The sequence below is a fragment of the Streptomyces lushanensis genome (genome assembly GCF_001700515.1).
GTDB lineage: Bacteria > Actinomycetota > Actinomycetes > Streptomycetales > Streptomycetaceae > Streptomyces > Streptomyces lushanensis.
On sequence record NZ_MAUD01000187.1, the window covers coordinates 1 to 25,144 of the forward strand.

General features: G+C 69.6%; 22 protein-coding genes, 1 pseudogene and 1 riboswitch. Of the genes and pseudogenes, 12 read left to right on the plus strand and 11 right to left on the minus strand.

The annotated features are described in order from the left end of the window. The 4 genes and pseudogenes from BFF77_RS16740 to BFF77_RS16755 all read left to right on the plus strand — a co-directional run. Nucleotides 1-577: pseudogene (locus tag BFF77_RS16740) on the plus strand (hypothetical protein); the annotation flags it as partial. A gap of 278 nt (nt 578-855) precedes the next feature. Beyond that, nucleotides 856-1,512: a peptide deformylase gene (gene def, locus BFF77_RS16745; RefSeq protein WP_066950020.1), complete on the plus strand. Its 657-nt coding sequence runs from the start codon at nt 856-858 to the stop codon at nt 1,510-1,512. A gap of 258 nt (nt 1,513-1,770) precedes the next feature. Then, entirely contained in the window at nt 1,771-2,508 is a 738-nt protein-coding gene (locus BFF77_RS16750) for a D-Ala-D-Ala carboxypeptidase family metallohydrolase (RefSeq protein ID WP_066950023.1), read from the plus strand. Between the two features lie 179 nt (nt 2,509-2,687). Further along, nucleotides 2,688-3,902 carry an FAD-dependent monooxygenase gene (locus BFF77_RS16755; RefSeq protein WP_211280251.1) on the plus strand — a complete coding sequence of 405 codons (1,215 nt, stop codon included), beginning with the start codon at nt 2,688-2,690 and terminating at the stop codon, nt 3,900-3,902. Nucleotides 3,903-3,940: 38 nt separating this feature from the next. On the opposite strand, the gene BFF77_RS16760 is transcribed toward BFF77_RS16755, so the two are convergent. From BFF77_RS16760 to BFF77_RS16780, 5 genes are all read right to left on the minus strand, one after another. Further along, nucleotides 3,941-4,897: a ribonucleotide-diphosphate reductase subunit beta gene (locus tag BFF77_RS16760; RefSeq protein ID WP_245703557.1), complete on the minus strand. Its 957-nt coding sequence runs from the start codon at nt 4,895-4,897 to the stop codon at nt 3,941-3,943. A 56-nt stretch (nt 4,898-4,953) separates the two neighbouring features. Beyond that, on the minus strand, nt 4,954-7,356 hold the full coding sequence (locus BFF77_RS16765) for a ribonucleoside-diphosphate reductase subunit alpha (protein WP_066950032.1): 2,403 nt from the start codon (nt 7,354-7,356) through the stop codon (nt 4,954-4,956). Between the two features lie 146 nt (nt 7,357-7,502). After that, a riboswitch (cobalamin riboswitch) is annotated at nt 7,503-7,644 on the minus strand. Nucleotides 7,645-7,789: 145 nt separating this feature from the next. Continuing rightward, complete coding sequence (gene mctP / locus BFF77_RS16770; protein ID WP_066950034.1) at nt 7,790-9,427, minus strand: monocarboxylate uptake permease MctP; 1,638 nt, start codon at nt 9,425-9,427, stop codon at nt 7,790-7,792. Further along, nucleotides 9,424-9,726 carry a DUF3311 domain-containing protein gene (locus BFF77_RS16775; protein ID WP_079125221.1) on the minus strand — a complete coding sequence of 101 codons (303 nt, stop codon included), beginning with the start codon at nt 9,724-9,726 and terminating at the stop codon, nt 9,424-9,426. The genes mctP and BFF77_RS16775 overlap by 4 nt, the downstream gene beginning before the upstream one ends. Before the next feature lie 176 nt (nt 9,727-9,902). Beyond that, nucleotides 9,903-10,673 carry a GntR family transcriptional regulator gene (locus BFF77_RS16780; RefSeq protein WP_066950041.1) on the minus strand — a complete coding sequence of 257 codons (771 nt, stop codon included), beginning with the start codon at nt 10,671-10,673 and terminating at the stop codon, nt 9,903-9,905. A 289-nt stretch (nt 10,674-10,962) separates the two neighbouring features. Here BFF77_RS16780 and BFF77_RS16785 point away from each other — a divergent pair, with 289 nt between their 5' ends. From BFF77_RS16785 to BFF77_RS16800, 4 genes are all read left to right on the plus strand, one after another. Beyond that, on the plus strand, nt 10,963-12,261 hold the full coding sequence (locus BFF77_RS16785) for a sugar ABC transporter substrate-binding protein (RefSeq protein WP_066950044.1): 1,299 nt from the start codon (nt 10,963-10,965) through the stop codon (nt 12,259-12,261). Nucleotides 12,262-12,421: 160 nt separating this feature from the next. Next, complete coding sequence (locus tag BFF77_RS16790; protein ID WP_079125222.1) at nt 12,422-13,405, plus strand: carbohydrate ABC transporter permease; 984 nt, start codon at nt 12,422-12,424, stop codon at nt 13,403-13,405. Further along, a complete protein-coding gene (locus tag BFF77_RS16795) occupies nt 13,402-14,319 on the plus strand; it encodes a carbohydrate ABC transporter permease (RefSeq protein WP_079125223.1) in 918 nt (305 codons plus the stop codon). The genes BFF77_RS16790 and BFF77_RS16795 overlap by 4 nt, the downstream gene beginning before the upstream one ends. Before the next feature lie 7 nt (nt 14,320-14,326). Beyond that, a complete protein-coding gene (locus BFF77_RS16800; protein WP_066950051.1) occupies nt 14,327-15,868 on the plus strand; it encodes a glycoside hydrolase family 3 protein in 1,542 nt (513 codons plus the stop codon). A gap of 133 nt (nt 15,869-16,001) precedes the next feature. Here the strand turns inward: BFF77_RS16800 and BFF77_RS16805 are convergent, their stop codons facing one another. Then, nucleotides 16,002-16,784, minus strand: coding sequence for a glucosamine-6-phosphate deaminase (locus BFF77_RS16805; RefSeq protein WP_066950053.1), 783 nt, complete (start codon nt 16,782-16,784; stop codon nt 16,002-16,004). Between the two features lie 199 nt (nt 16,785-16,983). Between BFF77_RS16805 and BFF77_RS16810 the strand changes: the two genes are divergently transcribed. Then, the gene (locus BFF77_RS16810; protein ID WP_066950056.1) at nt 16,984-18,090 is read left to right on the plus strand and encodes an SIS domain-containing protein; all 1,107 of its coding nucleotides are present in this window, start codon (nt 16,984-16,986) and stop codon (nt 18,088-18,090) included. Nucleotides 18,091-18,483: 393 nt separating this feature from the next. Next, nucleotides 18,484-19,989, plus strand: a complete 1,506-nt coding sequence (locus tag BFF77_RS16815; protein WP_107422173.1) for a sensor histidine kinase — start codon at nt 18,484-18,486, stop codon at nt 19,987-19,989. A gap of 224 nt (nt 19,990-20,213) precedes the next feature. On the opposite strand, the gene BFF77_RS16820 is transcribed toward BFF77_RS16815, so the two are convergent. Both BFF77_RS16820 and BFF77_RS16825 read right to left on the minus strand, forming a co-directional pair. Beyond that, nucleotides 20,214-20,471 carry a WhiB family transcriptional regulator gene (locus BFF77_RS16820; RefSeq protein WP_004937597.1) on the minus strand — a complete coding sequence of 86 codons (258 nt, stop codon included), beginning with the start codon at nt 20,469-20,471 and terminating at the stop codon, nt 20,214-20,216. Between the two features lie 316 nt (nt 20,472-20,787). Then, entirely contained in the window at nt 20,788-21,756 is a 969-nt protein-coding gene (locus tag BFF77_RS16825) for a diacylglycerol/lipid kinase family protein (protein WP_066950063.1), read from the minus strand. 138 nt (nt 21,757-21,894) lie between these two features. On the opposite strand from BFF77_RS16825, the gene BFF77_RS16830 reads away from it, so the two are divergent. Further along, on the plus strand, nt 21,895-22,329 hold the full coding sequence (locus BFF77_RS16830; protein WP_211280253.1) for a hypothetical protein: 435 nt from the start codon (nt 21,895-21,897) through the stop codon (nt 22,327-22,329). 92 nt (nt 22,330-22,421) lie between these two features. Here the strand turns inward: BFF77_RS16830 and BFF77_RS16835 are convergent, their stop codons facing one another. The 3 genes from BFF77_RS16835 to BFF77_RS16845 form a co-directional block, all read right to left on the minus strand. Further along, nucleotides 22,422-23,366 carry an RNA polymerase sigma factor SigF gene (locus BFF77_RS16835; protein ID WP_066950079.1) on the minus strand — a complete coding sequence of 315 codons (945 nt, stop codon included), beginning with the start codon at nt 23,364-23,366 and terminating at the stop codon, nt 22,422-22,424. A gap of 42 nt (nt 23,367-23,408) precedes the next feature. After that, nucleotides 23,409-23,822, minus strand: coding sequence for an ATP-binding protein (locus tag BFF77_RS16840; RefSeq protein ID WP_066950067.1), 414 nt, complete (start codon nt 23,820-23,822; stop codon nt 23,409-23,411). Between the two features lie 246 nt (nt 23,823-24,068). Continuing rightward, nucleotides 24,069-24,329, minus strand: a complete 261-nt coding sequence (locus tag BFF77_RS16845) for a UBP-type zinc finger domain-containing protein (protein WP_066950070.1) — start codon at nt 24,327-24,329, stop codon at nt 24,069-24,071. 35 nt (nt 24,330-24,364) lie between these two features. Here BFF77_RS16845 and BFF77_RS16850 point away from each other — a divergent pair. Then, a partial coding sequence (locus BFF77_RS16850; RefSeq protein WP_211280254.1) for a cation:proton antiporter domain-containing protein occupies nt 24,365-25,144 on the plus strand: 780 nt, incomplete at its 3' end.

Sequence of the window (25,144 nt, forward strand, 5' to 3'; positions counted from 1 at the left end):
GGGCGAGGCCGAGGTCGTCTGGGGCCGCAGGCTCGATCCGGCCAGGATCGAGGTCCTGTCGATCCCGCTGCCCTCGTCGGGCCGCCGCTGGGGCGAGGTCGTGCTGCACGACGGCGTACCGAACGGCGAGCGCACGACGGCCGCCGGACCGGACGGCGCCACCCGCGCCTATCCCGTCTTCGACGAGATCGAGCTGTGGGCGCCCTCGCCCGTGCCGACCTGGGTGGTGCTGCTGGAGGCGGCGACCGAGGACGACAGGGACGCGCTGGAGCGGCTGGCCGCCGACGCCGGATTCGCCGCGGAGGACTGGTCGTCCTCGGTACGGCTGCTGTGCCGGGCCTGTTCGGAGAGCCGGATGCCGAGCGCCGAGGGCGACGGCGAGCATCTCGATCCGCACGATCACAGCGAGCCGGGCCACCCGGGACCGCTGGGCCACCGTACGGCGGGGGAGCTGTGGGCGCCGGAGCGCGAGTGCGGGATCGCGGCGCCGCCGGGACTGGTGCGCGGGCTGCTCGACGGCTGGGTCGCCGACAGCCCGGACACACGCGAGTGGCGCGACCTCGAAGAGGTCTGCTGAGGCACGGCGGTCCGGCCCGCCGGGAGCCGGGCCGGGAGCGCGGGAGGCGGGGAGCGCGGGAGGCCCGGAGCCCGGGAGCCGGGCCGGGAGGGCCGGGCATCATACGGCGTTCCCCGGGCGGGTGGACGGATGTCCACAGGCTCGGACGTCCATGGACGGCGGATGTCCACAGAGCGCTGATGCCGGGGGAAAGGTGCCCTTAGGCTGTACGGGCACATCGCGCACAGCGCGCGGATCGTGCGGGCAGCATCGGGTACCGAGGAAGGCGTACTGCGGACATGGCGCAGCAGGAGACGGACCAGCGGATCGACAGTGGGGCCTCCGCGGCGGAGCGGGAGGACGGGTTCGTCGCGGACACGGAGGACGCCGAGGCGCGCGAGCTGGCGCACCGTGAGCGGGGTACGTCCCGTCCGATCACCGTCGTGGGCAATCCCGTGCTGCACCGGGAGTGCCGGGACGTCACGGAGTTCGACGACTCGCTCGCCGCGCTGATCGACGACATGTTCGCGAGCCAGCGCACGGCCGAGGGCGTGGGCCTCGCCGCGAACCAGATCGGGGTGGACCTCAAGGTCTTCGTCTACGACTGCCCGGACGACGACGGCGTACGGCACGTCGGCGCCGTGTGCAACCCGGTGCTGGAGGAACTGCCGCCGGAGCAGCGGCATCTGGACGACTCCAACGAGGGCTGCCTCTCCGTGCCGACGGCGTACGCGTCGCTCGCACGCCCCGACTACGCGGTGGTGCGCGGCCAGGACGCCCAGGGCAGGCCGATCACGGTGCGCGGCACGGGCTACTTCGCGCGCTGCCTCCAGCACGAGACCGACCATCTCTACGGCCGTCTGTACATCGACCGGCTCTCGAAGCGCGACCGCAAGGACGCGCTGCGGCAGATGGAGGAGAACACACCGCGCTACGAGATCGTGCCCAACGACTGACGCGCCCTGCCCCGCGCCCTCTTCCCCGCCGGCGGGTGTCGGCGGGTCCGGTGCGTCCGCCGTCCCCGGCGGGTTCCGGCGGTTGTCGGGCCTCGCGCGGAACACCGTGACGGCGGTGCCCGGTTCGGGTCCGACACCCGTGAACCGGGTCCCGGCCGTTCCGGCCGCGCCCGGGGGGAGCCCGGTTGACGCGCGTCGACCCGTGCGCCAGTCTCTCCGTACATCACAGCCCCACCACCGCTCTCACGAGGAGACCCAATGCTCCGACGTACGGCGAGACTTCTGCTCAGCTTTGTCATGGCCATGTCCTTCGCCTGGGCCGGTTCGCTCGTCACGGCCGGTACGGCGCACGCCGACGGCTGTTACACCTGGTCCCGCACCCTCTCCCAGGGAACGTCCGGCGCCGATGTCACCCAGCTCCAGATCCGGGTCGCCGGCTACCCGGGCAGCGGCGGTGTGCTCGCCGTCGACGGTGACTTCGGACCGGCTACCGCGGCGGCCGTCAAGCGCTTCCAGTCGGCGTACGGGCTGGCGGCCGACGGAGTCGCGGGCCCCGCCACCTTCAACAAGATCTACTCTCTCCAGGACGACGACTGCACCCCGATCCACTTCAGCTACGCCGAACTGAACACCTGCAACACCACCTGGGCGGGCGGCGCGGTCGACGCGGCCACCGCCAAGTCGAACGCCCTGCGCACCATGTGGAAGCTGGAGGCGCTCCGGCACGCGCTCGGCGACCAGCCCGTCCGGGTCACCAGCGGCTTCCGCTCCCAGGCATGCAACAGCTCGGTCGGCGGGGCGTCGAGCAGCCGCCATCTCTACGGTGACGCCGCCGACCTCGGCTCGGGACCGCACTCCCTGTGCACCCTGGCCCAGACGGCGCGCAACCACGGCTTCAACGGGATCCTCGGCCCGGGCTACCCGGACCACAACGACCACGCCCATGTCGACCACCGGCCGAGCCGCTTCTGGTCGGCGCCGAGCTGCGGCATCTGAGACATCCGGGTCGGCCGGTCCGGACGGTACGGGGCCCCACGCGGTGTGCGTGGGGCCCCGGCGCGTACACGGGTATGTGTTCGGCGTCGCCGCGGCGGGCGGGGAGCGTACCCGACCGCACATCCCTGCTGCTACCCTTCGTCGCGAATCCATCACTTTGCGTCACTGAGGGAGTGCGTGTGAAGGTCGCCTGCGTCGGTGGCGGGCCCGCCGGCCTGTACTTCTCGATCCTGATGAAGCGGCAGGACCCGTCCCATGACATCACCGTCTACGAGCGGAACCCGGCCGGGTCGACATACGGCTGGGGCGTGACCTACTGGGGCGGCCTCATCGAGAAGCTCCGCCGTCACGATCCCGAGTCCGCGCGCGCCATCAGCGAGAACTCGGTCCGCTGGAGCGACGGGACCGCGCACGTCCGGGACCGTACGACCGTCCACCACGGCGACGAGGGCTTCGGCATCGGCCGCCGCGGACTGCTCGACCTCCTCGCCGACCGGGCCGGATCGCTCGGCGTACGGCTGGAGTTCGAGCACACGGTCGACGGCGCGGCCGAGCCGCCCGAGGCCGATCTGGTCGTCGCCTGCGACGGCGTGGGCAGCGGGCTGCGCGAACGCCACGCCGACCACTTCGGCACCGAGTCCTCGGCCGGCCGGAACATGTACATCTGGCTCGGCACCACCAAGGTCTTCGACTCCTTCACCTTCGCCTTCGTGGAGACCGGGCACGGCTGGATCTGGTGCTACGGCTACGGGTTCAGCGCGGAGCACAGCACCTGCATCGTCGAGTGCTCACCGGCCACCTGGCAGGGGCTCGGCCTGCACCGGGCGAGCGAGGCCGAGGGCCTGGCCCTGCTGGAGCGGCTCTTCGCCGGACCGCTGGACGGCCACCGGCTGATCGGCCGGTCGCACACCGACGGCAGCGCGCAGTGGCTCACCTTCCGTACGCTCACCAACCGGACCTGGTACCGGGGCAACCTCGTCCTGCTCGGCGACGCCGCGCACACCACGCACTACTCCATCGGCGCGGGCACCACCCTCGCGCTGGAGGACGCCATCGCCCTCGCCGACGCCCTGCGCGGCGATCAGGACCTCCGCCCCGCCCTCGCCCGCTACGAGCGCGAACGCAAATCCGCCCTCCTTCCGGTCCAGAGCGCCGCCCGCTACAGCGCCCAGTGGTACGAGAACCTCCCCCGCTACATCAACCTGGCCCCGGCCCACATGTTCGCCCTCCTGGGCCAGCGCCACTCGCCTCTGCTCCCGCACATCCCGCCCCAGCTCTACTACCGCATCGACAGAGCGGCGGAGCAGCTGGAACCCCTGCGGAAGCTGAAGCGCTGGCTGGGCCCCAGGGTCGCCCGCACCCTCCACACCCGCTCGGGGAACACGCGCGGTTAGGCCCTGTCCGGCGGATCAGGCCCTGTCCGGCGGATCGGTCAGAAGTCGTCGTCGAAGCCGACCGTGCCCTCCACCGCGACCTGGTACGCCGACGGGCGGCGCTCGAAGAAGTTCGTCAGCTCCTGGACGCCCTGGAGTTCCATGAAGGAGAACGGGTTCTCCGTGCCGTACACCGGCGCGAAGCCCAGGCGCTGGAGGCGCTGGTCGGCGACGCACTCCAGATAGGCGCGCATCGACTCGGTGTTCATGCCCGGCAGTCCCTCGCCGCACAGGTCGCGGCCGAATTGCAGCTCCGCCTCGACGGCCTCCTTCAGCATGTCCGTGACCTGCCGCCGGAGGTCGTCGTCGAACAGCTCCGGCTCCTCCTTGCGGACCGTGTCCACCACCTCGAAGGCGAAGTTCATGTGCATCGTCTCGTCGCGGAACACCCAGTTGGTGCCGGTGGCCAGACCGTGCAGCAGGCCCCGGGAGCGGAACCAGTAGACGTAGGCGAACGCGCCGTAGAAGAACAGTCCCTCGATACAGGCCGCGAAGCAGATCAGGTTGAGCAGGAAACGACGGCGGTCGGAACGGGACTCCAGCCGGTCGATCGTCTCGACCGAGTCCATCCACCGGAAGCAGAACCGCGCCTTCTCGCGGATCGACGGGATGTTCTCCACCGCCGCGAAGGCCGCCGCGCGGTCGGCCGGATCGGGGAGATAGGTGTCGAGCAGCGTCAGATAGAACTGGACGTGCACGGCCTCCTCGAAGAGCTGGCGCGAGAGATAGAGCCGGGCCTCGGGCGAGTTGATGTGCCGGTAGAGCGTCAGCACCAGATTGTTCGCCACGATCGAGTCGCCCGTCGCGAAGAACGCGACCAGCCGGCCGATCATGTGCTGCTCGGCGGGCGAGAGTCTGGCGAGGTCGGCGACATCGGAGTGCAGATCGACCTCCTCCACCGTCCAGGTGTTCTTGATCGCGTCGCGGTAGCGCTCGTAGAAGTCCGGGTAGCGCATGGGCCTCAGCGTCAGCTCGAAGCCCGGGTCCAGGAGGTTCTTGGTCTCGGTGGTCGTCACTGGCACGCCTCGCAGGACTCGGGGTTCTCCAGGGAGCAGGCGACGGCCTCCGTCGGCGGCGCCTGCACGGGGACGACGGACCGGCCCGCCGCTCTCGCGATCCTCGTCGCCGGGCGCGAGCGCAGGTAGTACGTCGTCTTGAGGCCCTTCTTCCAGGCGTACGCGTACATCGAGCTCAGCTTCCCGATGGTCGGCGTCTCCAGGAACAGGTTCAGCGACTGGCTCTGGTCCAGGAACGGCGTACGCGCCGCCGCCATGTCGATCAGTCCGCGCTGCGGGATCTCCCACGCCGTGCGGTACAGATCGCGGATCTCCGCCGGGATCCAGCGGAATTCCGCCACCGAGCCGTTGGACTCGCGCAGCGCCTCGCGCGTGCGCGCGTCCCAGACGCCCAGCCGCTTGAGATCCGCCACCAGATACGAGTTGACCTGGAGGAACTCGCCCGAGAGTGTCTCGCGCTTGAAGAGATTGGAGACCTGCGGCTCGATGCACTCGTACACACCGGCGATCGAGGCGATGGTCGCCGTCGGCGCGATCGCCAGGAGCAGCGAGTTGCGCATACCGGTCGCGGCGACACGGGCGCGCAGTGCCGCCCAGCGCTCCGGCCAGGCCGGCTCGACGCCGTAGTGGTCCGGGTGCAGTACGCCACGGGCCGCGCGCGTACGGGACCAGGCGGGAAGCGGACCGTGGCGCTCGGCGAGGCCGCAGGACGCCTCGTACGCGGCGAGCATGATCCGTTCGGCGATCCTGGTGGAGAGCGCGGCGGCCTCGGGCGAGTCGAAGGGCAGCCGCAACGTGAAGAAGACGTCCTGGAGGCCCATCACGCCCAGGCCCACCGGACGCCACTTCGCGTTCGAGTTCGCGGCCTGCTCGGTCGGGTAGTAGTTGATGTCCACCACTCGGTCGAGGAAGGTCACGGCCGTACGGACGGTCTCGTCGAGCCGCTCCCAGTCGATCCTGCCGTCGATCCCGGTGTCCCCGCCGTCGGTCTCCCCGGGCTCCCGCACGAAGGCGCCGAGATTGACCGAGCCGAGGTTGCAGACCGCTGTCTCGCCGTCGTCGGTCACCTCCAGGATCTCCGTGCAGAGATTGGAGGAGTGGACGACACTGCCGGGCTCGGCGGTCTGGTTGGCCGTACGGTTCGAGGCGTCCTTGAAGGTCATCCAGCCGTTGCCGGTCTGGGCGAGCGTACGCATCATCCTGCCGTACAGCTCCCGTGCCGGAAGGCTCCTGCGGGCCAGGCCCGCCGCCTCCGCGGCCCGGTACGCCGCGTCGAACCCGTCACCCCACAGATCGACCAGTTCCGGTACGTCGACGGGCGAGAAGAGCGACCACTCGCCGTCCGCCTCGACGCGGCGCATGAACTCGTCGGGGATCCAGTGCGCGAGATTCAGATTGTGCGTACGCCGGGCTTCCTCACCGGTGTTGTCGCGCAGTTCGAGGAACTCCTCCAGATCCGCGTGCCAGGTCTCCAGATAGACACAGGCCGCGCCCTTGCGCCGGCCGCCCTGGTTGACCGCCGCGACCGAGGAGTCGAGCGTGCGCAGGAACGGGACGATGCCGTTGGAGTGCCCGTTGGTGCCGCGGATCAGTGAACCGCGCGAGCGGATGCGGGAGTACGAGAGGCCGATGCCTCCCGCGTGCTTGGAGAGCCTCGCCACCTGGTGGTACCGGTCGTAGATGGAGTCCAGCTCGTCACGCGGGGAGTCCAGCAGATAGCAGGAGGACATCTGGGGATGGCGGGTACCGGAGTTGAAGAGCGTCGGCGAGGACGGCAGATACTCCAGCCGGCTCATCAGCCGGTACAGCGCGGCGACCTCCTCCAGCGCCGTCGGGCTCTCGTCCTCGGCGAGGCCGGACGCCACGCGCAGCAGGAAGTGCTGCGGTGTCTCGATCACCTGACGGGTCAGCGGATGGCGGAGCAGATAGCGGCTGTGGAGCGTACGCAGTCCGAAGTAGCCGAAGAGGTCGTCGGCGGCCGGATCGATCAGCCGGTCGAGCCGGCCGGAGTGGCGCGTGACGAAGGCGGCCGTGCGATCGGCGATCAGGCCCTCGCGGTGGCCGGTCGCGACCGACGCCGAGAACGACACCGCGCCCTGGCCCGCGGCCTCGTCGGCGATGGCGCGGGTGAGCAGCCGGGCGGCGAGCCGGGAGTACGCCGGGTCCTCGGAGATCAGCCCGGCCGCGGCCTCGGTGGCGAGCCCGCGCAGTTCGGCCGCGTTCGACGAGGCGTTGCGGCCGCGCAGCGCGGCGGCGGCGACTCTGCCGGGGTCGGTGTCGGGCAGATCGGCGGTCAGTTCCGTCAAGGTCCGCAGCAACGCGGTCCCGGGACCGTCCGCCGTCTGTGGGGTGACCGCTGACGGGGCGGCTGAGGCCGGTTCGGCTGGCGCGATGGTCACGTGGTGCTCTCCCTCGCTCGGCTCCGGGCCGGTCGCGGGGGAAACGGGGGGCGCGTACAGCCGTACGGCCCTTCCCGGGGCAGCGCGGAGTACGGCGTCCACCGGCCCATCCGCGAGGCCCGGACGTCTCGGCGCCCGGATCGGTCGAACCGGACGCACCGTCGGCAGGTGTTCGGACTCCTGGGCATGACAAAGCACGCCACAGCACACCGTTGCGGGACAGTTCCGGATTCACACCGGATTCCCCTGCGTCGACAGCGAGGTCGAGCATACATCTGGTAGCCGGTCGCCATGCCACCCCCCAGATGTAGTGTCGTGTGCTGATTCGGCCATCGTTGTCGGATGCGCCGGCGACGGCGGAACGGGCCGCCGCGGCCTCCCATGAGGAGGCCGCGGCGGCCCGTTCGCGCGTCACACGCCGTGGGGGAAGGCCTCAGCGCACCGGATCCGGGTCGCCGGATGTCGCCGTCGGCAGTTCCACCCGTACGTCCGGGTCGCCCGCGTCCGCCGTGTAGTCGGACGGGCCGGTCTCGTCCACGCCCTCGGGCGCCTTGAGTGCCCGCATGACGAAGGTGAGCGCCACCGTCACCACCACGTTCAGGACGAACGCGGTCAGACCGATGTAGCCGATCTCGCCGATCCCCGGGATCTCCGCCGACGAACCGCCGAAGTGCTTCTGCGTGGGGCTCGCGACGCCGTACGCCGCGGCCGTGCCGTACACCATGCCCACGCCCCAGCCCACGAGCAGAGCCCAGCGGTGGAACCAGCGGGTGAAGAGCCCCCCGACCAGTGCCGGCATCGTCTGGAGGATCCAGATCCCGCCCAGGAGCTGGAAGTTGATCGCCACCGTCTTGTCCATGGAGAGGACGAAGACCAGCGCGCCCACCTTCACCAGCAGCGAGACGATCTTCGAGACCTTGGTCTCCTGGGCCGGTGTCGCGTCCGGCTTGATGAAGTCCTTGTAGATGTTGCGGGTGAAGAGATTGGCCGCCGCGATGGACATGATCGCGGCCGGCACCAGCGCGCCGATACCGATGGCGGCGAAGGCCACGCCCGCGAACCAGTCGGGGAACATGGTCTCGAAGAGCTGCGGGATCGCGAGCTGTCCGTTGTCGACCTTGATCCCGGCGGCGATCGCCATGAAACCGAGCAGCGCCAGCAGCCCCAGCATCAGCGAATACAGCGGCAGGATCGTGGTGTTGCGGCGGATCACATCGCGGCTCCTGCTGGAGAGCGTCGCCGTGATGGAGTGCGGATACATGAAGAGCGCGAGCGCGGAACCGAGTGCCAGCGTCGCGTAGCCCCACTGCCCGGCGTCGCCGGGTACGAGCGCGCCACGCGGCGCGCCGGTCGCGGGACTGGGCTGTGCGAACGCCTCGCCCGCCTTGGCGAAGACGTCGTCGAAGCCGCCCAGCTTGATCGGGATGTAGATGATCGCCACCGCGATCACCAGATAGATCAGGGTGTCCTTGACGAAGGCGATCAGCGCGGGCGCGCGCAGCCCGGAGGAGTAGGTGTACGCGGCGAGCACACCGAAGGCGATCAGCAGCGGGAGGTCCTTGACGAACCAGTGGGTGCCTTCGTCGCCGCCGACGCCCATCACGTCCAGCACCGCCTGGATACCGACGAGTTGGAGCGCGATGTACGGCATGGTCGCGAGGATGCCGGTGACGGCGACCGCCAGCGAGAGGCCCTTGGAGCCGAAGCGTCCCCGGACGAAGTCCGAGGTGGTGATGTATCCGTGCTTGTGCGACACGGACCACAGCCGGGGCAGGAAGGTGAAGACCAGCGGATAGATCAGAACGGTGTACGGCACGGCGAAGAAGCCGGCCGCGCCCGCCGCGTAGACCGCCGCCGGGACGGCCACGAAGGTGTACGCCGTGTAGAGGTCGCCGCCGAGCAGGAACCAGGTGACCCAGGTGCCGAACGACCGGCCGCCGAGGCCCCATTCGTCCAGGCTGTGCTCGTTCTCGGCCTTGCGCCAGCGCGTGGCGAGGAAGCCCATGACCGTGACGGCCAGGAAGAAGAGGATGAAGACGGTGAGCGCGACACCGTTCACGCCGTCGGTCATCGCGACACACCTCCCTCGCGGGCGCCGCGGTCACGGCCGGCGCCGCGGGCGCGCTGGTCACGCTGCCAGAGCTGATAGGCGGTCATGGTCAGCGCCGACGAGATCAGCACCCAGGCCATCTGGTACCAGTAGAAGAACGGGATGCCGATGAAGGCCGGATCGGTCCTCGCGTAGGAGTTCACCCAGAGCAGCGCCACGAAGGGCGCGAGAAGACAGAGCGCCACCACCACCCGTAAGGGAGTGACCGTCGGCGGTCGTGTCGTGGGTGTGGGCGGCTTCTCTTCCTGGACATCTGACACAGCGGATCTGTCCCCTCACTGATCGCCATTGACGAGTGCGCAGGAAATCTACGGCAAGGGCATCAGCCGGGGGTAGGTTCGGACGCGAAGGACCGGTGGCCGCGGGCGAGGGAGACATGGAGGAACCGGGCCCGGGGGCCCGGTTCCTGACCGTATGTCCGGTCGTGCGCCGCTTCTCAGCGGGCGGGGCGCTTCAGCCGTGCCACGAACTTGTAGCGGTCGCCGCGGTAGACCGAGCGCACCCACTCCACCGGCTCACCGGCGGCGTCCAGCGAGTGCCGCGAGAGCATCAGCATCGGCAGGCCGACATCCGTGCCGAGCAGCCCGGCCTCGCGCGGTGTGGCCAGCGAGGTCTCGATCGTCTCCTCGGCCTCGGCGAGATGTACGTCGTACACCTCGGCCAACGCCGTGTAGAGAGAGGTGTACTTGACGAGGGAGCGGCGCAGGGCGGGAAAGCGCTTGGCCGACAGGTGCGTGGTCTCGATGGCCATCGGCTCACCACTGGCCAGCCGCAGCCGCTCGATACGCAGGACGCGTCCGCCCGTGGTGATGTCGAGCAGCCCGGCCAGGGTGTCATCGGCGGTGACATAGCCGATGTCCAGCAGCTGGGACGTCGGCTCCAGGCCCTGCGCCCGCATGTCCTCGGTGTACGAGGTGAGCTGGAGGGCCTGGGAGACCTTGGGCTTGGCGACGAAGGTGCCCTTGCCCTGGATCCGTTCGAGCCGGCCCTCGACCACCAGTTCCTGGAGCGCCTGGCGCACGGTGGTGCGTGAGGTGTCGAACTCGGCGGCGAGTGTGCGCTCCGGAGGCACCGGCGTGCCGGGCGGAAGAGTTTCCGTCATATCCAGCAAGTGCCGCTTCAGGCGGTAATACTTAGGCACACGTGCCGTACGGGTGGGGACTCCGTTGTCCGTCTCCGTGACGTTTCCGCCCCCGTCCGCGGCCATGGCCTGCCTTCCCGACTCCTGCGCTGCTGCCGTCACCGGCTCCTCCGTCTGTCGCGGCTCACATGGTGGCACGGTCCGGCCACGGGTCGTCGCCCTCCCTCAGGTGTCGGTCCGATAACGGACACGACTGCCCTTCTTATACACCCTTGACACCCCTAAAGGTCTAGGCCAAGCTCCCCGTACTGGTCTAAACCATTAAAGACCAGGTCCCAGCCCCAGCAGTACTCGTCGTAAGTCTTCGCGGTCTTCGCGGTGGGCAGGGGTTGCAGGCATCCCTGAGGAGGGTGGCGTGAAGCGCAAGCTCATCGCGACGGTCGGCGTCGCGGGCATGATGGTCGGTATTGCCGCGTGTGGCTCGGACGACAGCACGGCGTCGAAGGATCCCAAGGACCGTAAGGAGACGCTGACCGTCTGGCTCATGTCGGACGCGCAGAGCACCTGGCCCGAGCTGGTCAAGGACGTCAACGACCAGTTCAAGGCGAAGTACCCGAATGTCACGGTCAAGGTCCAGTACCAGCAGTGGGCGGACAAGGCCAAGAAGCTCGACGCGGCGCTCGCGGGCGACAAGTACCCGGACGTCGTCGAGCTGGGCAACACCGAGACGATGACGTACATCCTCAACGGCGCGCTCGGTGAGATCGACCCGGCGAAGTACGAGAACTCGGACACCTGGATCAAGGGTCTGAAGGACACCTGCGCCTTCGAGGGCAAGCAGTTCTGTGTCCCTTACTACGCGGGCGCCCGTGTGGCGATCTACAACAAGGACATGTTCAAGGCCGCCACCGGCTCGGACGTGCTGCCCACCACCGAGGCGGACCTGACCAAGGCCCTCGACAAGGTCGGCGCCAAGTACGGCAAGGACAAGGCGTTCTCGCCGCTCTACCTGCCGGGCCGCTACTGGTACGCGGCGATGTCGTACGTCGCGGCGTACGGCGGCAAGGTGGCCACGTACGACGAGACCGCGAAGGAGTGGAAGGCGAGCCTCTCCACCCCCGAGGCCCAGAAGGGCATCCAGCACTTCGTCGACCTGGTGAACAAGTACAACCACGGCGACAAGACCAAGGACGAGGCGGACCACGCCAACGTCATGGCCAACGAGAAGACCGCGCTTCTCTACGGCAACGGCTGGGAGGCCGGCAGCGTCGTGGACTCGGCGGCGAACGGCAACCCGAAGCTGAAGGACAAGATCGGTACGGCCGGTATGCCCGGCCCCGACGGCAAGGCCCTGCCGTCCTTCATCGGCGGCTCCGACCTCGCGACCATATCCAAGTCCAAGGTCCAGGACCTCGGCGAGGAGTGGATCGCGGCGTTCACCAGCGCCAAGTCGCAGGAGGTCCTCGCCTCCAAGAACATCCTGCCGAACAACACCAAGCAGCTCGAGCCGCTGAAGGCGAAGCCGGAGACCGCGCCGATCGCCAACGCCGTCCCCGACGCCTGGTTCACGCCGATCGCCCCGGGCTGGACGGCCATCGAGAAGAAGGAAACGCTCGAGGTCATGCTGCTCGACATCATCAAGGGCAAGTCGGTAGCGGAGGCCACGAAGGCGGCCGACGCGGAGATCGACCAGCTGATCAACGAAGAGTCCTGATCCCGGACTCCCTGGGTCCGAACCCTCCGGAACACCGGACCGGTTGAGGCTGGACCCAGTTGATCGCCTACGGGGGGTGGCGGGCCCGCGAGGGTTCCGCCGCCCCCCGTCCTCCGGTACCAGGTCCGAACGGGAGGCAAGCACAGTGAGTGCCGCCGACATGAAAGCAGCCGATCCGCCGGTAACCGTCGCGCGGGTCACCGAAGGCAGCGGTGCTCAGCCGCCCCGGGGCGTGCCGCGCAGACCGCGCCGCACCGCGGGCGCGCTGCTGCCGTACCTTCTGATAGCACCCGCGTTCGTCGCGATCGCCGCCGTCTTCGCCTGGCCGCTGGTCAAGACGGTCATCATGTCCTTCCAGGATGTCGGCCGGCGCGAACTGTGGACCGGGGAGGCCGCTCCCTGGGTGGGCTTCGAGCAGTTCACCAATATCCTCGGCGACGGCGAGTTCTGGTCCGTCGTCTGGCGGACCGTCATCTTCATGGTCGTCTGTGTGGTGGCCACCATGGCCATCGGCCTCGGCATCGCCATGCTGATGCAGCGCATGGACACCTGGGTACGGCTGCTCCTGACCGCGGCGCTGATCGCCGCCTGGTCGATGCCGCTGCTGGTGGCGACCTCCATCTTCCGCTGGTTCGCCGACTCCGACTACGGCGTGCTGAACATGGTGCTCTCCAAGTACCTGGGCGTGGACGCCCAGGGCCACAACTGGTTCCTCGACCCGGTGCAGGGCTTTGTGATCATCGGCGCGGTCGTCGTCTGGGGCGCCGTCCCGTTCGTCTCCGTCACGCTCTACGCGGCGCTGACCCAGGTCCCCAGGGAACTGGAGGAGGCGGCGGCCCTCGACGGAGCCGGTGTGGCGGGAGTCTTCCGCTATGTCACCTGGCCGGTCATCAAGCCCGTCTTCCAGATGGTGGCCACACTGTCCGTACTGTGGGACTTCAATGTCTTCGGCCAGATCTTCCTGATCCGCGGCAACAAGCCGGAACCGGAGTACACGGTTCTCGGCATCTACTCGTTCGAGAAGGCATTCGAGTCCAACTCGTTCAGCCAGGGCGCGGCCATCTCCCTGATCACGGTCCTGCTGCTCTCCGGCGTCGCTGTGTACTACCTGCGCCAGCTGCTCAAGATCGGAGAGGTCGAATGAGCGCCTCCACCACCCAGGCCGGCTCCAGGGCCACCGACCGGACGGGCTCGGGGACCGGCCCCGAGGACCGTGCCCAGGTCCTGCGCCAGGACCGCAAGAAGAACCGGATCGGCTACAACATCGCCGGTCTGGCCGTCTTCGTCGTCATGGCCTTCCCGGTCTACTGGCTGATCATCAGCTCGCTGCGGCCCAATCACGAGATCCGCAGCTACGACCAGACCCTCTGGCCCTCCTCGCTCACCTTCGACAACTTCCAGCGGGCGGTGAACCAGCCGAACTTCGGCACCGCCATCCAGTCCAGTCTGATCATCTGCGGTGTCGCGGTCCTCGGCGGGATGCTCCTCGCCACCATCGCGGCCTTCGCCATCGCCCGGTTCCGGTTCCGCGGCCGCAAGTTCTTCATGATCGTGCTGCTCGCCGTCCAGCTCCTGCCGCCGACGGCGATGCTGATCCCCATCTACATCCAGCTCAACGACCTGGGCGGGCTGAACGAGTACTGGGGCGTCATCGTCATCTATCTCGTCTCCACGCTGCCCTTCGCGACCTGGATGATCCGCGGCTTCGTGATCAACATCCCGCCGGAGCTGGAGGAGTCCGCGATGGTGGACGGATGCAGCCGGATGGGCGCCTTCTGGCGGGTGACGTTCCCGCTGCTCGCCCCCGGCCTCGCCGCCGCGGCGATCTTCTCCCTGATCACGGCGTGGAACGAGTACCTGCTCGCCTATGTCGTCCTCCAGGACAACGACAAGTACACGCTCAACGTGTGGCTGATGAACTTCACCACCTCGCGCGGCATCGACTACGGAGCCCTGATGGCCGCCTCGACCCTGATCGCCATCCCGGTCGTGGCCTTCTTCCTTCTCGTCCAGAAGTACATGGCGACCGGCCTCACGTCCGGCGCAGTGAAGGGTTGATCCGCCGATGACCACGCTCGTAAGTGATACGGACACCCTGACCCGCGACGCCCTCGCCGTCCTCCAGCCCGGTTTCCTCGGCACCACCGCGCCGCCCTGGCTGCTGCGGCGCATCGAGGAGGGCCTCACCTCCGTCGGTCTCTTCGGCCGCAACATCACCTCGCCGGACCAGCTCGCCGCGCTCACCGCGCAGCTGCGGGCCGTACGGGACGACGTCCTCGTCGCGATCGACGAGGAGGGCGGCGATGTCACCCGGCTGGAGGTCAGGCACGGCTCCTCCTTCCCGGGAAACCACGCGCTCGGCGCCGTCGACGACACCGCGCTGACCCGGGCCGTCGCCCAGGAGCTGGGCCGCAGGCTCGCCGAGTGCGGGGTCAATCTCAACTGGGCGCCGTCCGCCGACGTCAACTCCAACCGTGACAATCCGGTGATCGGAGTGCGCTCCTTCGGCGCCGATCCGGCGCTGGTGGCCCGGCACACCGCCGCGTATGTCGAGGGCCTCCAGAGCGTCGGTGTCGCCGCCTGCACCAAGCACTTCCCCGGCCATGGCGACACCGCCGTCGACTCGCACCACGCGATGCCGCGTATCGATGTGGACCTGGACACAGTGCACGCCCGTGACCTGCTGCCTTTCCGCGCGGCGATCGCCTCGGGTTCCAAATGCGTCATGAGCGCGCATATCCTGCTTCCCGCGCTCGACCCGAACCGCCCGGCGACCCTCAGCCCGCAGATCCTCACCGGACTGCTGCGCGAGGAACTGGGCTTCGAGGGCCTGATCGTCACCGACGGCATGGAGATGCAGGCCATCGCCGCGACGTACGGAATCGAGCGCGGCTCCGTCCTCGCGATCGCCGCGGGCGCCGACGCCATCTGTGTCGGCGGCGGCCTGGCGGACGAGGACACCGTTCTGCGGCTGCGCGACGCCCTGGTCGCGGCCGTACGCGGCGGTGATCTGCCCGAGGAGCGACTGGCCGACGCCGCCGCGCGAGTGCGCGGTCTCGCCGACTGGACGCTTCGGAGCAGAGGGGTCGGGGGGGCTTCGGAGCCGGGCGCGGATTCACAGGAGGGGACCGCGCCCGGCACCGCGATCGGACTGGTGGCGGCCCGGCGCGCGCTGCGTGTGACGGGAACGGCGAAGCCGCTCGACAGCGCGCCGTTCGTCGCCGCCCTCACCCCCGTCGCGAACATCGCCGTAGGGGACGAGACGCCGTGGGGTGTCGCGGCGGAGCTGGGGCGGCTGCTTCCCGGTACGGAGACGGTTTCCTACAGCGGCGCCGGTGTCGCGGGCACGGGTACGGACGCGCTGGTCGCACGCGTGCTCGCGGCGGCGGGTGACCGTACGGTCGTCGCCGTCGTACGCGATGTCCACCGGCACGCCTGGATGGCGGACGCCCTGGACGCCCTGCTCGCCGCCCGTCCGGGGACGGTCGTGGTGGAGATGGGGCTGAACGAGGCGGAGCCCAGGGGAGCCCTGCACATCGCGACCTACGGCGCCGCACGGGTGTGCGGACAGGCCGCCGCGGAGGTCATCGCGGGCCGGGAGGACTGACGCCGGCCGGGACAGGGCCGGGAGGACTGTCGCCGCCGGTGACCACGACCCGGCCGCGACGGAGGTGACGGTGCCGGGCCACCCCTCACGGGGCGGCCCGGCACCGTCGTGTCCACCGGTCGGCGCAGGCGGATCAGATGCCCTGCCACTCCGGCTTCGCCGCGAAGGTGTCACGGAAGTAGTCGGCCAGCTTCAGCTTCGACGCGGCGGCCTCGTCCACGACGACCGTGGCGTGCGCGTGGAGCTGGAGCGCCGAGGCCGGCACCACCGCGGCGAGCGGGCCCTCGACGGCCTGGGCCACCGCCTCGGCCTTGCCCTCGCCGGTGGCGAGCAGCACCAGGTGGCGGGCCTCCAGGATCGTGCCGATGCCCTGGGTGATGACGTGGTGCGGCACCTCCTCGGGGCTGTCGAAGAAGCGCGCGTTGTCCGCCCGCGTCTGGCGGGTGAGCGTCTTGATCCGGGTGCGCGAGACCAGCGAGGAGCAGGGCTCGTTGAAGCCTATGTGCCCGTCCGTGCCGATGCCGAGGAGCTGGAGATCCACGCCGCCGGCCTCGGCGAGCGCGCGGTCGTACGCCTCGCACGCCGCCTGGACGTCCTCGGCGCCGCCGTCCGGGCCCATGAAGGCGCTCTCCGGCAGGCCCAGCGGCTCGACCACCTCGCGCAGCACGACCGAGCGGTACGACTCGGCATGGCCGGCGGGCAGTCCCACGTACTCGTCGAGCTGGGCGATCCGCGCGGCCGAGGCGTCCACGTCGCCGGAGCGGACCTTGGCCGCCAGGGCCTGGTAGATGGGCAGGGGGCTCGAACCGGTGGCAACGCCCAGCAGGGCGTCGCGCTTGCGGCGCAGCAGGGCGGCGATGCTCTCCGCGATGAGTTCGCCGCCTGCCGTCGCGTCCTGGACGATGACAACTTCCACGCTGGGCCTGCCGATCTGATGGTGTGTCCGATGTGGTATAGACCAATCTAGCAGAGCCGCCATGCCGGACGGAGGGCCTCCGGAACAGCTCCGGGTGGTGCGTATCGGCTGGCGGGGTCCTGGGCCTCCGTGGTCGACTGGGCTGGCGGAAGCCCGTGCCGGGCCCGCGCGAAATCCTTGGGGAAGGGGAGAAACCGCCATGTCAGCCGTGTTCTCGCCCGAGGGGCCCGAGGGGCCCGGGGAGCCCGGGGAGCGCGCAGAGGGCGAGCCGCCGGGCCGGATCATGTCCGGCGAGATCGCGGAACAGCCCGCGGTGCTCCGGCGCGTCCTGCGCGACGGCGCGCCCCGGATCCGTGAGGTGGCGGCGGCGGTCGCGGCGAGGAGCCCGCGCTTCGTCCTGCTCACCGCCCGCGGTACGTCGGACAACGCGGCGCTCTACGCGAAGTATCTGCTGGAGATCCGGCGCGGTCTGCCCTGCGGTCTGGCGTCCATGTCCACCACGACGGCGTACGGCGCCAGGCCGGACCTCACCGATGTGCTGGTCGTCACCGTCAGCCAGTCGGGCGGCTCGCCGGATCTGGTGGCCTCCACCCGGGCGGCCCGGGACGCCGGCGCGGTCACGCTCGCGGTCACCAACAGCCCGGACTCACCACTGGCCGCCGTGGCCGAGTTCCATGTCGACATTCTGGCGGGCCCCGAGCGCGCGCTCCCCGCCACCAAGACGTACACGGCCTCGCTGCTCTCGCTCTATCTCTTTGTCGAGGGACTCGGCGGCGGTGACGGCGCGGCGGCCGGTGTCCTGCCCGGTCTCGCCGAGCGGATCCTCGCCCGCCGTGACGAGGTACGGACGCTCGCCTCCCGGTACCGCTTCGCCGAACGGATGGTCATCACATCCCGGGGCTACGGCTATCCGACGGCCAAGGAGGCGGCCCTGAAGCTGATGGAGACCAGCTACATCCCCGCGCTCGCGTACTCCGGCGCGGATCTGCTGCACGGCCCGCTGGCGATGGTCGACAACATCTCGCCGGTGATCGCCGTCGTCCCCGACGGCAGGGGCGGTCAGGCCCTGCGGCCGGTGCTGGAACGGCTGCGCGGCCGGGGCGCCGATCTGTTCGTGGTCGGTCCGCGGGCGGAGGCCGAGACGGCGTCTGCGGGCTTCGCGCTCCCCGTGGACGGCGTCGTGGAGGAGCTCCAGCCGGTCCTGGAGATTCTGCCGCTCCAGCTCCTGGCGTACGAGATCACCATCGCCCGGGGCCAGGACCCGGACGCCCCGAGGGCTCTCGCGAAGGTCACACGCACCCACTGAGAGCGCCGACGGCACTGGAGGCCGATGGCTGACAGCTGACGGCACCGGGGCCACTGCGGGCGCCGAGGGCGCTGACGGCCCCCTCACCCGCGGGCCGCGGCGCCGCGACGGGACCCTCAACCCGTCCGGCACCGCAGCCCGGAGTTGCTCGGCCGACGGGTGTGCGGTCCCGTCCGGCCGTGGGAGAGGTTCCGCCGCAGTCAGGGCAGAGAGCGCCGGCACCTCGGTCCACCCTCCTGTGCGGGGAGAGTGGAGGCTCTATTGCGTCATTGTGGACTAGACCATTCTTCGCTGTCCATGCGTACGCCGAGCCTATTTCCCCGCGGCCGTTCGCGACAGACCATGGTGCGTCCCGGTTCGCGCCGCGCGGGTACGCTCGCCTGTGTGCCCTCCATGAACGACCTCGTACGACAGCACACAGCCCTCAGTGAGTCCGACCTCGAGTGGCTGCATCTGCTGGTCTCGGAGTGGCAGCTCCTCTCCGACCTCTCCTTCGCCGATCTGGTCCTCTGGGTGCCCACCCGGGACGGCACCCGCTATGTGTCCGTCGCCCAGATGCGGCCCAACACCGGCCCCACCTCCTACCAGGACGACATGGTCGGCCATCTCGTGCCCCGGGGCCGCAGACCGCTGCTGGACGCCGCGCTGGACGAGGGGCGCATCGTCAGGGAGGGCGATCCGGAGTGGCGTGAGGAGGTGCCGGTACGGGTCGAGTCCATCCCCGTACGGCGTGAGGGCCGGGTCCTCGGAGTCATCGCGCGCAACACGAATCTGCTCACCGTCCGCACGCCCAGCCGGCTGGAGCTGACCTATCTCCAGTCCGCCTCCGACCTGGCCCAGATGATCGCCGCCGGATCCTTTCCCTTTCCGGGCCAGCAGGTCGACATGGACGCCTCGCCGCGCGTGGGCGACGGACTGATCCGGCTCGACGCCGAGGGAGTCGTCCAGTACGCGAGCCCCAACGCCCTCTCCGCGTACCACCGGCTGGGACTCGCCTCCGATCTGGTCGGCCATCACCTCGGCAGGACCACCGACGAACTGGCCCCCGCCCGCGGCCCGGTGGACGAGGCGATGGTCCGGCTCGCCAGCGGCTACGCGCCCAGGGAGACCGAGGTCGAGGGCAGCGGGGGTGTCATCCAGCTCCGCGCGATCCCGCTCAAGCCCAAGGGCACCCGGATCGGCTCGCTGGTGCTGCTCCGGGACGTCACCGAACTCCGGCGCCGCGAGCGTGAGTTGATCACCAAGGACGCCACCATCCGGGAGATCCACCACCGGGTGAAGAACAACCTCCAGACCGTCGCGGCGCTGCTGCGCCTCCAGGCCCGGCGCATGGATTCGCCGCAGGGCCGGGAGGCCCTGGACGAGGCCGTACGGCGCGTCGGTTCGATCGCGATCGTGCATGAGACGCTGTCCCAGAATCTGGACGAGCGGGTGGAGTTCGACGAGATCGCCGACCGGGTGCTGGCGATGGTCTCCGAGATCTCGCCGGGCACGATCGTCTGCCGCCGCACCGGCCGGTTCGGCATTCTCGACGCCGAGGTGGCCACCCCGCTCTCGATGGTGCTCACCGAGATCCTCCAGAACGCCCTGGAACACGCCTTCGCGCCGGGCGAGCAGGGCCGGGTCGATGTCTCGGTGGTCCGCAGCGGCGCGCACGGCGGCCGGCTCAGCAAGAAGCGCGGTGACGGCCCGCGTTCGGACGGCCGGCTGCTGATCACCGTCCAGGACGACGGACGCGGTCTGCCCGAGGGATTCGATCCGCGACGGGCCGGCAATCTCGGGCTCCAGATCGTACGGACTTTGGTGGAGGGCGAGTTGGGCGGCGGTTTCGACATGGTGCCGGCGCCGGTGCGCGGTACGCGCGTCGTACTGGACATTCCGGTGGAGCCGCAGAAGTAGCCGTACGAGAACTGTCCGTAAGGGTGGTGCGAGCGGCGGCGAGTTGACGGGCAGTCGGTCGGCCGGTGCGAACAGCGGCGAGCCCCGGACCGTGGTGTCGGTCCGGGGCTCGGCTTGAAGCTCACTGGGCGATGCGCATCGGGGGTACTGCGCGCTGCGGTTCGGGGGCGGGGCTATGCGTACACGCTGTACGCTCCGCCGGGCTCAGGCTCGTGCAGGGTGCTTCAGGCGGTCGCGTTACGCGCCCGGTTGCGAGCGGCGCGGCGCTTCATAGCGCGGCGCTCGTCCTCGCTGAGGCCACCCCAGACACCCGAGTCCTGGCCGGACTCGAGCGCCCACTGCAGGCACTGCTCCATGACGGGGCAGCGACGGCAGACGGCCTTGGCTTCCTCGATCTGCAGCAGCGCAGGACCGGTGTTGCCGATGGGGAAGAAGAGCTCGGGGTCTTCCTCGCGGCAAACGGCGTTGTGACGCCAGTCCATGGCTGCTACCTCTCTTGGTATTACGTGCAGATTGCTTGTGAATGTGAACGCTTTCACGAATCCCTCGACAAGGGAAGGGCCGACCGCCAGATGGACTGGTGTGGTCCTTGGAATGAGGAGGGGTTCCGGTTCTCAGGGAGGCCGATGTTGCGGGCCGTCCCGATCGCCAAGTAGAGATTCGCAAACCTCGGCGGCGGATACAACCCCTTCTGAAAAGTTTTTTTTGATTCCTCGGTGTCGACTAGGTCACAGCCGTACTTCCATGGGGTGGATCCCAGCCTAAACGTTCGAGTGAAAGGACTTTGGCCCCTTCCACTCACACAATCACACGCAGTGCACGGCGTACGCCTGTGAACGTCACGCTGGTACGCAGTCCAAGGTGGTCGCCGTCCATCTGCAGGGGGAGGGGTGCCTTGGAATGCAAGGTGAAGTCGGTCAGATCATGGAGAGACACCGCGTGCCGTCCATGAGGGCCCCGGTCGGGGCTCGACGTGAGCAATTGCGTGGCATATCTGGCCACCGCGGTTGTCGACAATCTGGTCAGCCCGAGGATGTCCAGGGCCGCGTCGAAGGACGCCTCGGGAGAGGCGTACAGCGGACGATTGCCCAGGTAGGTCCAGGGCGCGGTGTTGCAGACTATGGACAGCACGAGATCCTCGACCGGATCCGCGCCGGGACGCTCCAGTGTGATGAGGCCCTGTCTGCGATGCGGTTCCTCCAGGAACTGCCGTACGACTTGCCGCACATAAAGAGCGTGTGTGGAACGCTTTCCGCGCTCACGCTGTTGTTCGACCCGTCCGATCACACCGGCGTCAAAACCGAAGCCGGCGCAGAAGGTGAACCAGCGGGACGGCACCGCCTCGTCCTCGGTCCCGGGTGTACCGGCCGCCAGTCCCAGACCGACCGTACGTTCGCTCCGCAGTGCCAGCGCGTCCAGGATCGCGCCCGTCGCCTCCACCGCGTCATTGGGCAGCCCGAGCGCGCGGGCGAAGACATTGGTCGAGCCGCCGGGCACCACCGCGAGCCGCGGCAGCCGGTCGGGATCCGGGCCGTTGTGCAGCAGCCCGTTGACGACCTCGTTGACCGTGCCGTCACCACCGAGCGCCACGACCAGCTCGACATCGTCCGAGTCCGCGGCCCGTCTGCCCAGGTCACGGGCGTGTCCACGGTATTCCGTGGTGACCGCTTCCAGCTTCATCTCGCTGGCGAGCGCGTGCATGAGAACGTCCCGGGTGCGCGCACTGGTGGTGGTTGCTGCCGGATTGACCACAAGGAGTGCGCGCATGCCCAGCAGATTACCGGCCGGGCGCGGAAGGGTCCTCTCCGGGACGGCGGGGCCCGCCGGGGTACGGGCCGGGCCCGCCGCGGGTGCCGTACCGGCCTGGCGGAGGGCGCCCGTACGGGCTGTGGTTACCCTGCAAGGGTGAGCAGCAGTGAAGAGACCACCGCCCCCGCGCCCTCCTCGCGTCCCGCGCGACTGACCGCGGCAGCCGCCGTCTGCGGGCTCGAAGCCCTGGCACTGGTCGTCGGCGGTGTGTATCTGCTGGTGATGGGTGTGCTCGGACGGCCCGACAGCCCCCAGCAGGCGGAGACGGGCGGCGTCACGCTGGTCGTGCTCGGTGTCATCCCGCTGCTCGCCGCCCGGGGGCTGCTGCTGCGCCGTGGCTGGAGCCGGGGCCCGGCGCTGATCACCCAGCTCATGGCGCTGCCCGTCGCCTGGACACTGCTGCGGGCCTCGGGCGCGCTGATTCCGGCCGGGATCGCGCTCGCGGTGGTCGCCGTGACGGGTCTGGTGCTGATCGTCAACCCGGCCACCACGGAAGCGCTCGGCATCCGCGGCCCGGCCCGCGACGCCTGATCCGCGGGCCCGGTCCGCGACGTCCGGGCAAGCGCGTCCCGCGCGGCCGGGCTCCCGTGACGTAACGCTTCTCTGCTTCGCGTGACGCCCTTCTACTCCTCCACCAGCAGCCGTTCACGGAGCTGCGCCAGGGTGCGGGCCAGCAGACGCGAGACATGCATCTGCGAGATACCGACCTCCTGCGCGATCTGCGACTGGGTCATGTTGCCGAAGAAGCGGAGCAGCAGGATCCGCTTCTCTCTCGGCGGCAGATCCTCCAGCAGCGGCTTGAGCGACTCGCGGTACTCGACGCCCTCCAGCGCCTCGTCCTCCGCGCCCAGTGTGTCCGCCACCGCCGGTGACTCGTCGTCCGTGTCCGGGACGTCCAGCGACAGTGTGGAGTACGCGTTGGCGGACTCCAGCCCTTCCAGGACCTCTTCCTCCGAGATGCCGAGCCGCTCCGCCAGCTCGTGGACCGTGGGCGAACGGCCGTGCTGCTGGGAGAGTTCGGCCGTGGCCGTCGTCAGGGAGAGCCGGAGCTCCTGGAGCCGGCGCGGCACCCGTACCGCCCAGCCCTTGTCCCGGAAGTGCCGCTTGATCTCGCCGACCACCGTCGGTGTCGCGTAGGTCGAGAACTCGACACCGCGCTCCGGATCGAACCGGTCCACCGACTTGATCAGGCCGATCGTCGCGACCTGTGTCAGATCGTCCAGCGGCTCGCCGCGGTTGCGGAACCGTCTCGCCAGATGCTCGACCAGCGGCAGATGCATCCGTACGAGCTGGTTTCTGAGGGCGGCCCGCTCGGGCGAGCCGTCGGGCAGCTCGCGCAGCTCGACGAACATCGCCCGCGCACCGCTGCGGTCATGTGGATCGTGGTGCTTCTCGTTGTGCTGCTCGCTCATAAAGGCCGCCCGCTCTGCCTGCGCCTGCTCCGCCGCGGCCGTGTGGCCGTCAAGTCCGTCCTCCGGGTGGGGACGGGCCTGCTGCTCCGGGATGCCCGCGGGGGCGAGCACCAGCTCCTCGGGAGCCTCGTGCCCTCCCCGCGGTTCCCGTGGGATGCGCCCCTCGTCACGCACCGGACCGTCCCCGTTCCTCGTTCGTCACGCCGGCCCGGGTCCCGCGCCGCGCTGTTTGTAGAGGCTGATGGTGACCGTGCGGTCCTCCGCCACCGTCGAGTCGACCTTGCCGGCCAGCGCGGAGAGCACCGTCCAGGCGAAGGTGTCGCGCTCCGGCGCGCGGCCGTCCGTGGTGGGGGCCGAGACGGTCACTTCGAGCGCGTCCTCGACAAGGCGGAAGACGCAGCTCAGAACGGAGCCCGGTACGGCCTGCTGAAGCAGGATCGCGCAGGCCTCGTCCACCGCGATACGCAGGTCCTCGATCTCGTCGAGGGTGAAGTCCAAGCGCGCCGCGAGGCCGGCCGTGGCCGTACGCAGCACGGACAGGTAGGCACCCGCAGCGGGCAGCCGGACTTCCACGAAGTCCTGGGTCCCGGGCTCGCCTGCGATCTGGGACACCCTCACCTCCAAGGTGGCACAAGCTCTTCAGGGCTCCGGGACGGGGGATGTCCCGAAGCCTCGCGGTACGTAGTCGGTACGTAGCCGGTCTGGACTGGCGACGCTATCGCGATTCCGTGGTGCCGTGTCGCCGGGGACCCCCGTCCGACAACTGTCACTCATGGTAAGCACATGAACACAGAAAGTGGCTAGAGGTCTGCGATGCTCAATTACGAGCACCTGGGGGAGGGTTGACGTACCCAGCCCTCAGACGATCGAACCGTCGGCATAGCACCAGCGCCAGCTCTCGCCGGGTTCGAAGCTCCGCATCACCGCGTGACCGGTTTCCTTGAAGTGCGCCGTGGCGTGCTGGTAGGGGGAGGAGTCACAGCATCCGACCTGCCCGCAGACGAGGCAGAGCCGCAACTGGACCGGGTGGCCGCCGACCGCGAGGCACTCCGCGCAGGTCTCACCCCGCGGGGCGGGCTCGGGACGCGGAAGTTCCGCAACATGGGGGCACTCACTCATGATGACCAGGTTACGACGCGTGTGAGGACGGTGGGATGGACGTATTGCCCCTGGTGGCGCTGGTGGCGGGGAGCGCGGCGATCGCCGGTGCCGCGCGCAGGACACCCGTGGCGGCACCGCTGCTGCTGGTGGCGGCGGGACTGATCGCCTCGTACGTGCCCGGCGTGCCCACCTACACACTCGATCCGCACATCGTGCTGCCCCTGCTGCTGCCGCCCCTGCTCCACACCGCCGCGGTGGACAGCTCGTATCTCGATCTGCGGGCGAACATCAGACCCGTCGCCCTGCTCTCGGTCGGCTATGTCCTCTTCGCCACGGTCGCGGTGGGCTGGCTCGCCTATCTGCTGGTGCCCGATCTGCCGCTCACCGCCGCCCTGGTGCTGGGCGCGGTCATCGCGCCGCCGGACGCGGTGGCGGCCACGGCCATCGCCCGCAGACTCCGGCTGCCGAACCGCATCACCACCATTCTCCAGGGCGAGTCGCTGGTGAACGACGCCACCGCGATCACCGCGTTCAAGGTGGCGCTGGGCGCGGCGGTCGGCGCGGGCGCGACCTGGGCGGGCGGGCTGGGGGAGTTCGCGCTGGCCTCGCTCGGCGGCATCGGTGTCGGACTGCTGCTGATGGTGCCGCTGCACTGGCTGCGTTCACATCTCAAGGAGGCCCTGCTCCAGAACACCCTCTCGCTGCTGATCCCGTTCGTCGCCTACGCGCTGGCCGAGCAGGTGGGTGCCTCGGGCGTGCTCGCCGTCGTGGTGGTCGCGCTCTATCTGGGGCACCGCTCCTGGCAGGTGGACTTCGCCACCAGGCTCCAGGAG

Bases quoted from the DNA above. Each gene is read 5' to 3' on its own strand.
- BFF77_RS16780 (WP_066950041.1), bottom strand. From the start codon at position 10,673: ATGGCCGCGGACGGGGGCGGAAACGTCACGGAGACGGACAACGGAGTC.
- BFF77_RS16800 (WP_066950051.1), top strand. From the start codon at position 14,327: ATGACCACGCTCGTAAGTGATACGGACACCCTGACCCGCGACGCCCTC.
- BFF77_RS16795 (WP_079125223.1), top strand. From the start codon at position 13,402: ATGAGCGCCTCCACCACCCAGGCCGGCTCCAGGGCCACCGACCGGACG.
- BFF77_RS16760 (WP_245703557.1), bottom strand. From the start codon at position 4,897: ATGCGCTACCCGGACTTCTACGAGCGCTACCGCGACGCGATCAAGAAC.
- BFF77_RS16825 (WP_066950063.1), bottom strand. From the start codon at position 21,756: ATGCGCGCACTCCTTGTGGTCAATCCGGCAGCAACCACCACCAGTGCG.
- BFF77_RS16810 (WP_066950056.1), top strand. From the start codon at position 16,984: ATGTCAGCCGTGTTCTCGCCCGAGGGGCCCGAGGGGCCCGGGGAGCCC.
- BFF77_RS16815 (WP_107422173.1), top strand. From the start codon at position 18,484: ATGAACGACCTCGTACGACAGCACACAGCCCTCAGTGAGTCCGACCTC.
- BFF77_RS16790 (WP_079125222.1), top strand. From the start codon at position 12,422: ATGAAAGCAGCCGATCCGCCGGTAACCGTCGCGCGGGTCACCGAAGGC.
- BFF77_RS16845 (WP_066950070.1), bottom strand. From the start codon at position 24,329: ATGAGTGAGTGCCCCCATGTTGCGGAACTTCCGCGTCCCGAGCCCGCC.
- BFF77_RS16820 (WP_004937597.1), bottom strand. From the start codon at position 20,471: ATGGACTGGCGTCACAACGCCGTTTGCCGCGAGGAAGACCCCGAGCTC.
- BFF77_RS16750 (WP_066950023.1), top strand. From the start codon at position 1,771: ATGCTCCGACGTACGGCGAGACTTCTGCTCAGCTTTGTCATGGCCATG.
- mctP (WP_066950034.1), bottom strand. From the start codon at position 9,427: ATGACCGACGGCGTGAACGGTGTCGCGCTCACCGTCTTCATCCTCTTC.
- def (WP_066950020.1), top strand. From the start codon at position 856: ATGGCGCAGCAGGAGACGGACCAGCGGATCGACAGTGGGGCCTCCGCG.